The 9,836-nt window shown below is 38.2% G+C and carries 6 protein-coding genes and 1 pseudogene; 5 read left to right on the top strand and 2 right to left on the bottom strand.

Features of this window, described 5'->3' with window-relative positions; translation table 11 throughout:
* A partial coding sequence (locus L647_RS0122410) for a CusA/CzcA family heavy metal efflux RND transporter (protein ID WP_024612994.1) occupies nt 1-1,821 on the top strand: 1,821 nt, incomplete at its 5' end.
* Nucleotides 1,822-1,900: 79 nt separating this feature from the next.
* Here L647_RS0122410 and L647_RS0122415 read toward each other — a convergent pair.
* Entirely contained in the window at nt 1,901-3,151 is a 1,251-nt protein-coding gene (locus L647_RS0122415; RefSeq protein WP_024612995.1) for a TMEM143 family protein, read from the bottom strand.
* A gap of 208 nt (nt 3,152-3,359) precedes the next feature.
* Between L647_RS0122415 and L647_RS0122420 the strand changes: the two genes are divergently transcribed.
* The 4 genes and pseudogenes from L647_RS0122420 (at nt 3,360) to L647_RS01000000124850 (ending at nt 9,321) form a co-directional block, all read left to right on the top strand.
* Nucleotides 3,360-3,944 carry a VTT domain-containing protein gene (locus L647_RS0122420; protein ID WP_024612996.1) on the top strand — a complete coding sequence of 195 codons (585 nt, stop codon included), beginning with the start codon at nt 3,360-3,362 and terminating at the stop codon, nt 3,942-3,944.
* A gap of 92 nt (nt 3,945-4,036) precedes the next feature.
* Nucleotides 4,037-4,939, top strand: coding sequence for a GGDEF domain-containing protein (locus tag L647_RS0122425; RefSeq protein WP_024593706.1), 903 nt, complete (start codon nt 4,037-4,039; stop codon nt 4,937-4,939).
* A gap of 165 nt (nt 4,940-5,104) precedes the next feature.
* On the top strand, nt 5,105-6,466 hold the full coding sequence (locus tag L647_RS0122430; protein ID WP_024612997.1) for a hypothetical protein: 1,362 nt from the start codon (nt 5,105-5,107) through the stop codon (nt 6,464-6,466).
* A 127-nt stretch (nt 6,467-6,593) separates the two neighbouring features.
* Nucleotides 6,594-9,321: pseudogene (locus L647_RS01000000124850) on the top strand (DUF2339 domain-containing protein).
* 228 nt (nt 9,322-9,549) lie between these two features.
* Here the strand turns inward: L647_RS01000000124850 and L647_RS0122440 are convergent.
* Nucleotides 9,550-9,836 (bottom strand): response regulator (locus L647_RS0122440; protein ID WP_024612998.1); only part of this gene is annotated, 287 nt, incomplete at its 5' end.

A 9,836-nucleotide genomic window follows, 5' to 3' on the forward strand; every position in this document is an offset into this window, starting at 1 on the left:
GCAGCCACTAAAGAGGTATTCAGCCCAGCAGTATTTGGCATTTTAATTATTATGCTGGTGTATTTACCGTTATTTGCGCTGAGCGGGGTTGAGGGAAAAATGTTTCAGCCAATGGCGTTTACCGTTGTTGCAGCATTAGTTGGCGCACTTATTTTTGCGGTAACCTTTGTGCCAGCGGCTATTGCGGTATTTGTACGTGGCAAGGTGAGTGAGAGCGAAAATGCAGTTATGCGCGGTATTAAAAAAGGCTATAAACCGCTACTTGGTTTATCGCTTAAGTTACCGTGGGTGATGGTATGTATTGCGGGTGTTTTAGTGATTGCACTTGGCTTTAAAGTTAAAAACATGGGCGCTGAATTTTTACCGAAACTTGATGAGGGTGATATTGCTATGCACGCGCTGCGTATTACTGGCACCGGTATTGAGCAATCTGTGCAAATGCAAAAAGAGCTTGAGCAAGCCATATTAGATCAGCCTGAAGTAGCTAAAGTATTTTCAAAAATTGGTACGCCAGATGTGGCAAACGATCCTATGCCACCTAACGTTGCCGACACCTTTTTAATGTTAAAGCCGCGCGAACAATGGCCAAACCCTGCTTTATCTAAAGATGAGCTCGTTAAACAAATTCGTCATTTAGTGAATGAAGTACCGGGTAATAACTATGAGTTTACACAACCAATAGAAATGCGCTTTAACGAGTTAATAGCGGGTGTGCGCGCCGACGTTGCTGTTCGTATTTATGGCGATGACTTATCGATATTAAAACAGTACGGTGAAAAAGCCACAGCCTTGGTGCAAAACATTACTGGCGCAACTGATGTACGCCTTGAGCAAATACAAGGTTTGCCTACGCTTTCGGTTACGCCGCTTCGCGATCATATGGCGCTACTAGGTTTAACCGTAACCGATATACAACAAAGTGTAAGTGCTGCGGTAGGCGGTGTACAAACCGGGATTATTTTTGAGGGCGATAAACGCTTTTCGTTATTAGTGCGTTTAGATGAACGTTGGTCGAGCGATATAACACAGCTTGCTCGTTTACCGGTGGCAGTGCCAAAAAGTGCTAACCCCGATCTTGCATTTGTACCGCTTGGCGAAGTGACAACAATTAGTATTGATAAAGGACCTAATCAAATAAACCGTGAAAGCGGTAAGCGTAATGTAGTTGTTACTGCAAACGTAGAAGGGCGCGATTTAGCAAGCTTTGTAAGTGATGCGCAGGCGGCTTTAAATTCAGATCTTAATTTACCAAGTGGTTATTGGATTGAATACGGCGGCACATTTGAGCAATTAGAATCGGCAAGTAAGCGATTATCGTTGGTTGTGCCAGTCACTTTACTGCTTATATTTGGCTTACTGTATAGCGCCTTTGGATCGCTTCGTGATTCATTGATTATATTTAGTGGTGTGCCATTGGCATTAACGGGTGGTGTACTTGCGTTATTACTGCGCGACATGCCATTATCAATATCGGCAGGCGTTGGATTTATCGCACTAAGTGGTGTTGCCGTATTAAACGGTGTGGTTATGCTGTCGTTTATTAAACAATTAAGAGCCGATGGGCTTAGTTTAATAGATGCAATACAAATCGGTGCACTTTCGCGCCTACGTCCAGTATTAATGACAGCGTTAGTGGCAAGCTTAGGGTTTATTCCTATGGCGTTAAATACTGGTACAGGCGCTGAGCTACAAAGACCACTAGCAACGGTTGTTGTTGGCGGTATTATTTCATCAACCTTACTAACGCTATTAATATTGCCTGCGCTTTATAAATTAGTACATTCTAAATTTACTAAAAAAGCAGAAGCTGAATTAGCTTAAGTATTAGCTATTAATAATGTAATCAAAAAAGCAGCTGTACTTACAGCTGCTTTTTTTAACTAATTAATCAGAGTTTAGGTTAACTATATTGAAACAGATTATCCCAACGCTCATCTAATATCGTTTTTGCGTGTTCTAAACTCAGTGCGCTATACACTTTATCACTCTCTATTTCGTTACTACACGTTACCAAACGCATACGTACCAGCTTTTCAAGTGCGTCGCTAATTTCAAAATCAAGATCGCACTGGTATTTGTTTTTAAACCAATGCTCTATTTGTTCATCAAGTATTTGGGCGGTTAAACCGCTTTCTGATTTTAGTAAAAAGGTATACGCAAGCAGGGCTTCTTTTATATCTTCTTCTTCGGCGGCGTCAATAAGCGTGTGAAAAACACCCGCGTTATTATCGAGGTTTTTAAAGTAGAGGTTATCGCTTAGGGCTTTCATAAATTTTATTTTACGGTTTTTAAACTTACTCCATTCTTTAAAAATAAAGCTGCCAAATACGCCCATACCAATAGCAAAGGTAATAAAGTGTTGTTGAGTCATTTCGACGGCTTCACTTCTAAAGCCACCCCAAAAAGCAAATAGAGCAAGTAATAATACGATTGATGCACCCAATTTAGTTATAAGTACCACTGCACCGCCAACTAAAGCAGACGATCCAATAATAACCTTATCGATAGGGCGCATGCGTACTTCGCTATTAGGAAATAGCATTTCAAGATCGGCCTTTGGCACATTTTGAAACAGCTTTACTATGGTTGAACTTGGCTCAAACCCCAGAGGCGTTTTATTTTTAGCTGAAAAATAAGCGCTATCTTTAAAGCGAATAAACACGGCAACACGGTCGTAATTAGTAAAGTGCAGTGGCTTTTTACGCAAGCCCCAAAAGCTGGTAATGGTTTCAGTGAGTTGCGACTCGCCACGGCGATAAAATACCACTTCTTCAAAGTCATCAAATTCAACTTCAAGGCGCACTTTAAACAACGACTCTTCGTTTAATGCATCTTGTAAGTCCTCATTGGTGATCACTTCAAAATTAGCTGCGTTTAACACTTTAGCAAAATCTTTAGCGAAATCGTGTTGGCATTGTGCTTTTTGTTCAATTGATACGGGGGCTAAAGATCGTGTGTCGCTATTAGGATCAAAGGGTGCGTAATTGTTTTTAAGTGACTCAAGTATTGAGTGGTAATCGTAATGAATAAGGCTAGCCAGTAAGTCGCAAAATTGTTTAAACGATGCTTGTTGTGTACTGCTTTTAAGCTCTTCGCTACACATATTGATAATATCTTGCTTTCTAAAAGGAATAAAACGCGCACTTTGCATAAATTAATAACTACTGTGATAGGGGAATTTAACGGTATTGGTAAATAATAAAATATTCTTATAAATATTACTATTTTGTTAACCTAAAGAACTTAAAATAAGAGTCAATATTTCAGCGTGTATTAACCTCAATATGTAATTATAAAAAACTAAACTATAGCGCTATATCTATGATTCAAAAGAAATCATAGCCTAAAAGGAGATTATTATGGTGATTCAAAAAAAGCTTAAACAAAAAACACGTCAGTTTATAGATTCTAAACACATGCTTACGGGAATTACAGTGGCGTCGTTTTTAGAGTCCACAATAGTGCCTATTCCGCTTGAAGCGGTGCTAGTGCCGTTAATGCAGGCACGTCGTGAAAAGCTATGGCTTATAGCATTAATGGCGACCTTGGGCTGTGTAGTGGGTGCATTGTTTGGTTACGCGCTTGGTTATTACTTATTTGATGCAGTTGGTGATTGGATTATTAATACACTTTCGAGCCCTGAGCAATTTGAGAGCGTTAAACAAAAAATGCAAGATCAGGGTTTTTGGTTTGTTATAACGCTGGGCATTGTGCCTATTCCGTTTCAAATAGCGATGCTTGCAGCGGGGGCGACTAAATATTCAATATGGTTATTTTTACTTGCTAGCGCAATTGCGCGCTCTATTCGCTATTTTGGTCTGGCTATTATTGTTTATTATGCAGGTAATGAAGCTGAGCGTGTCATTAGTAAGCATAAAACAAAGGCGATGGTTGGCTTAACAGTTTTAATATTAGGCGCATGGGGAATAAGTACCCTTATTTAATATAAATGTGTTTAGCTTTTCTGTGCACCGCACTTTTGCATGTTGGACAGAAAAATTTGAAATGTTAGCTTATTATGGCTGTAGATTAGATGATGACTCCCGATACGCTTAGCTTAAAGCTAAGCCGCTTTATGCATATTACTTGGTTAAACAAGCTGTTAATGCTTGGCCTACTTTCTTATATTGTTATTTTTTGTATTTACTGTTTAGTTAATTATCCGCTTCAAGATTTACATAAAAATACTTATGGTTTGGCGACTGAGTTTATTAACTTGGTCATTATTGTGACTGTTTTTTGGGTTGTACAATGCTCACAATTAGCAAAAAAAGCGTATATATTTGTAAGCTTAGGTTTAATTTTATGGATTATGGGTATAACAGCACAGCTCCTTGGGGATGTAGTTATACTGCCTTATTGGATAAGCCTTTATTTAGATAGTTTTTGCAGAACCATAGGAATAACTATTACGGCTTATGGCTTATTTAAAACCATATCGTTTATGCAAAAAATGCATAACCGCTTAGCGCAAGAATTTATAATAGACGATTTAACTCAAGTTTATAACAGGCGCTGCTTTTACAAAGAAGTTAAGAATGCGACTGCGGTACTGTACACAATTATAATTATTGATATAGACCATTTTAAATTAATTAATGATGACTTTGGTCATGATATGGGCGATAAAATTCTTAAAGAGTTTGCACAAAAAATTAATGCTTTATTTGAAAATGAGAATATTTTTGCACGCATTGGCGGTGAGGAGTTTGCGGGTTATTTTCCATCAAGTAACACTGATGAAATAGTTCAGTTTTCTGAAGATATTTTGAATGTTGCACGCACTATTAATATTAAAGATGAACGTTTTGTATCTGTGAGTATTGGCATTGCTAAAAATACTCAATGTGAGCCCTTTGATAGCGTTATAAAACGTGCTGATCAGGCATTATACAAGGCTAAAAATAGCGGGCGTGATCGTTTTGAAATAGCTCAGTAACGCATTTTAACCAAGTGTAAACTTCGTCCTTATTGTTTGCACATTTACTACACTTTTTAACGTTTTCGTAAAGAAGTGTCAGTGCAGGTAATGCTTTGTAAATCATGAAATTAAAATAGAACATTTGGGTCATAATGGGGATATTAATAATAAGGAATAACCTTAATGACCAACTCCCTTTTAAAAGCTGCATTACCACTAAGTTTAATTACTATTTTATCGGGCTGTGGCTCTGATGATAGCTCTAGCTCAACAGGCTACATTCAAATGTATAATGGCTCGTATAACAGCCCTTACACACGTTTGTTTGTTGAAGAAACTGAGCGTTCAGGCGCTGATTTTGCTGATGTAACAACTCGCCATAATTACAGCACAAGTACTTATGATGTAAGTTTTGAGTACTTAGATGCAAACGACAGCTACATAACAATTAGCGATCAAGAAATATCGATTAAAGGCGATAAAACGCAGTTAATCGTAATGAGTGGCGACTTTGCTGAACCTACATTTACAGAGCTTAGTGTTCCTATTTCAAGCGATACAGGTGAGTTTAATTTAGGCTTTTTTAATATTACGGGTGAAGACACCAGCTACGATATTTACATGGCTACCGACGACGGTGTTTTTGAAAGCGCGACGTTATTTGCTTCTGCACAATATTTAAATGAGCTTGATTTACAAGGTGTTGATGAAGGTTATTACACTATTTATATTACACCAGCAGGTAGTAGCGATGTGGTGTATGAGTCGGCATCTGTTTATTTATATGACGAAGCAAGTTATGTGGCAATTATTCGCCCAAGCTACGCAACAGAAGATGACGGTATTACACTCGATGTAGTAACCGACAATAACTATGTAACTGAGCTTAAACATCAATCTGCATTAGGGCAGTTACGCTTTATTAATACGGTTGATGATTACTCGCCTGTAAGTTTTTCGACTACACGCGGTACAACTGTAAATACAACAAATACAGTAACAAGCGATTCATACACAGATTATGTTGAGCTTTCGCCTAATAGTTACAGTGTGGCTATGTATGATGAGGCAGGCACTAAGCTTGCTGATAACTTTTTAATGACACTTGAGCGTGAACAAAGCGCGGTTGGTATTTTTTATAACGACGCTGATAACGGTTTACGTATGATGAGCGTTGAAGAAAACCTAACACCAAGTAGTTACAGCCATACTGTATCGGTTGTAAACCTTATTGAAAGCTATGCTGGGCAGTCGGTTTCAGACATTGATGTGTACTTTACACTTAATGGCGAAACAGTAGACGATACAACTAACGTGGTTGACGGGCTTGATAAATACGATCAAGAAGAGCAGGTTGTAGATAACGAAATTTACACTGTTTATGCTGTATTTGAAGATAATGGTCAGCAAATTGTGCTTATTCAAGAAGGCGATATGGACTTTACTCAAGAGGGTAACTACATATTAATTTTAGAGCATGATGAAACAACGAGTTCTGGTTATAAAATGACGTTAAATCGGACTATTACCGACAGCGTTGACTAAATTTAAATAAATTAAGTAACTCAAAGCCTAAGCGTGTTAAATGCTTAGGCTTTTTTATAAACAAAATATACATATACAGATAAACATAGGTACACTAAGCAGGTAAAAAATAACAATAGAGTGTGCCATGGATGATTTAATTGGTTTAGCAATAATATTTATATTGGTTGTTTTAGCGGGCGCTATTTGCGGTTTAATTGCGCTTATAAAACTAAGTAATTTAAAGCATGAGGTTGTACTTTTAAAAACAAAAGTGCACAACTTGCAACCCAATACTGCTGGGCAAAACACTACAGCAGTGCAAAAAAACACGGCAGTGCAAAACAATGCTCAGTCAGCAAATTTGCATACCTCCCAGGTTTCAATGCAATCAGTTAATTCATCAAACATCCAAAAGGGTGATGAGTTACTAACTGAGCAAACTATTAAACCAACTATTAGTTCTAATTCTGAACACGTTACTCAAACAGTTCACCCAGCAAGTGCTAAACCCCAATCAGGTCATACAACAAAAGCTAAACCGGTAAAGCAATCTTCTATTGAGTTGTTATTTAATAAACTACGAGCAGGGTTTGAAGAAAACTGGATGACCTGGATAGGCGCAATAGCGCTTGCGTTTGGGGGCATATTTTTAGCTAAATACAGCCTAGAAGCTGGATTACTATCGCCTGTAATGAGGCTGAGTTTAGGCGGCTTATTTGGGCTGGGCTTAATTGCAGCTGCGGCTTATTTGCATTATAAACGTATTGTATTTGAAGGCTTTAATAACTACATACCTGCGGCGCTTGCCAGTGGCGGGTTTATTACCTGTTTTGCTTTAACGCTTTTAGCATACAGTAATTACAATATGCTTAGCCCTACAGTGGCATTTTTTGCACTGGCAGTTATTGCAATTAGTGCGAGCGCTATGGCACTTAGACTTGGTCCTTTATTGGCAGTATTAGGTATTATTGGTGCTTATAGCGTACCAATATGGGTTAATACAGGTAGCGGTAACTTGTTTGCGTTATTTATGTATGTTGGTTTTGTAAGTTTATCGGCTGCGTTAGTTGCGCGTAAAGTACAACGAATTTGGCTTTGGTATTTATTATGGGCAGGGCACATTGGTTGGTATTTAGTGGGCTTTTCATTATTTAAAAATGACACTATTTGGCTTATGGGTGCGTTTGCATTACTAAGTGTTATAGGTTTAATTGCGATACCTCGCTTGGGCTTAAAATTAGATGTTATTGAACATCGACCACACAGTTTAAAACGCCTAACAAAAGTGTTTCCTGATCATTTATTGCTTGTTGCTTTAATAGCACCGCTTGTATTTGCGATGGCTATTGATTCTTTTGATATGCAATGGCAGGTAATTAGCTTAATAAGCATTGTTGTTATTTTATTTTTAGTACTTAAAAATAGCCGCTGGGATTTATGGCAAGGTGTAGCGCTAGTGACTGCTACGGTATTAGTGCTCAGTGCAGAGCAAACCCAATTTACCCCTGAGCTATTTGATGACGCTTTATTTATATTTAAAAACGAATATGGCTTAGGGATATTACTAGGGCTTGCGCTTACGGCTTATGGGCTTTACTACGGTAAAAAGAAATCTAAACGTTTGGCTTTTCATATTACCGCTGCATTTAGCTTATTTGTAATGATAGGTACTTTATACGCAATAATTCCAAATTCGGCGTTAAGCACCGCATACCCATTTTGGGCCGTAATTTTGTTTTTAGTCAGCGCCGCTTTAATTAAATTAGCACAGCAAGGCACTACACTTTGGCAGCGTTTTACGTATTGGGTTGGTGCTAATGCTAACATTACGCTTGCCATAACTATGCTATTAAACGACAGTGGTTTAACTATAGCGCTTGCCGTTCAAGTGTTGCTTATAAGCGTACTGGTTAAGCGCCATAATGTACCTATGCCGCACTGGCCTATAAAAGCGCTAGTAGCTGTATTATTACTGCGGTTGACTGCTGCACCATGGCTAGATAATTACGATGCACTAACTATATTGGGCTTGCATTGGAGTATTGTGGTGTATCCGTTATGTACTGCGTTATTTTTTGTAGCGGCCAAGTGTTTTAACGAATCTAAAATGAAGGTATGGCTAGAGGGCGCTGCGCTGCACTGTTTAGCACTTTTTATTACCACCGAAACAAGTTATCAGCTAGTCGGGCATTATCCGCAATTTGACTCCCTTAGCTTTTACGAGCAAGTATTACTTACCTGTAACTGGCTTGCGCTTGGGTGTGTGTATTTACACAGAGCACGCATTGCAGGTAGTTTAACTAAGTTGTATCAAACAGCGGGCTTTATACTTGTAGGATTAGCGGGGCTTTTTGCACTAAAAACACTGTTAGATAATAATCCGCTATTTGAATCTATTTATGTTGGTGAGTTGCCATTATTTAACTGGTTATTGTTATTGTGGTTAGTGCCTGGTGGGTTAACGCTTTGGCTTTCAACATTTATAAAGCCTATTAACGCTAAAGCGACGCCGTTTATATTGGCTATTGCTGGTGCATTTATTTTATTAGCAATAAACAGTTTTATTCGCCAATACTGGCAAGGTCCTTATATTTATTTATCAAAAGGGGTAAGCGATGCAGAACTTTATAGCTACTCTGTTATTTGGTTAGTATTAGGTGCGGGTACGGTTATTTTTGGTCATCTTAAAAATCAGCTATTAATACAAAAATTAGGCTTAGGTATATTGGCTGNCTGCCGTTATTGTAAAAGTATTTTTAATTGATATGGCTAACTTGGAGGGCTTACTTAAAGCGCTTTCGTTTATTGGTTTAGGGCTATCGTTGGTTGGGTTAAGCTGGTTATTCCAAAAGCTTAGAAGCAGAGTTAGTTAGGTAACCTGAACTTTGGATAATAAATCTATCTCAAGCAGCTATTTTCAGCGCTTACTGCGTTGAATTTACTTACAATAGGCCAGCTATTGACGCGTAAGTTTGCCTTGTTTTCACTGAAAACCTCTTAACCAGAGTTCAAGTTAAGTAAAGTTTAGCTAAAGCAAAGCCCAGTATTAATACTGGGCTTTTTGTTTTGTGCCGGTAAAAGTTAGCTAATAGTTATTGGTATTAAGTACTGTGGTTAAGCAGTGCTTTTAGTTTGCCTGGTTTAATTGGCTTACTTAAATAATGAATATTGGCGGCTTTGGTTTCTTGTTTAAGCTCTGTGTCGCGCACTGCTGTAATTAAAATAGCAGGTACTTGGCTTTGCCATATTTCACGTAGAGTTTTAATAAGCGTTATGCCATCGCAGTCATTACCTAATTGGTAGTCCATTAAAATAACATCGGGTGCGCCGTTTTCTTTAGCGTGCCTTAGTACCGTATCTACATTATCAAATAGTGTGTAATTAGCCT

Source organism: Pseudoalteromonas sp. TB64, from assembly GCF_000498095.1.
Taxonomy (GTDB): Bacteria; Pseudomonadota; Gammaproteobacteria; order Enterobacterales; family Alteromonadaceae; genus Pseudoalteromonas.

Excerpts from the sequence above, each read along its gene's own strand:
- L647_RS0122415 (WP_024612995.1), bottom strand. The coding sequence starts at position 3,151 with ATGCAAAGTGCGCGTTTTATTCCTTTTAGAAAGCAAGATATTATCAAT.
- L647_RS0122420 (WP_024612996.1), top strand. The coding sequence starts at position 3,360 with ATGGTGATTCAAAAAAAGCTTAAACAAAAAACACGTCAGTTTATAGAT.
- L647_RS0122425 (WP_024593706.1), top strand. The coding sequence starts at position 4,037 with ATGACTCCCGATACGCTTAGCTTAAAGCTAAGCCGCTTTATGCATATT.
- L647_RS0122430 (WP_024612997.1), top strand. The coding sequence starts at position 5,105 with ATGACCAACTCCCTTTTAAAAGCTGCATTACCACTAAGTTTAATTACT.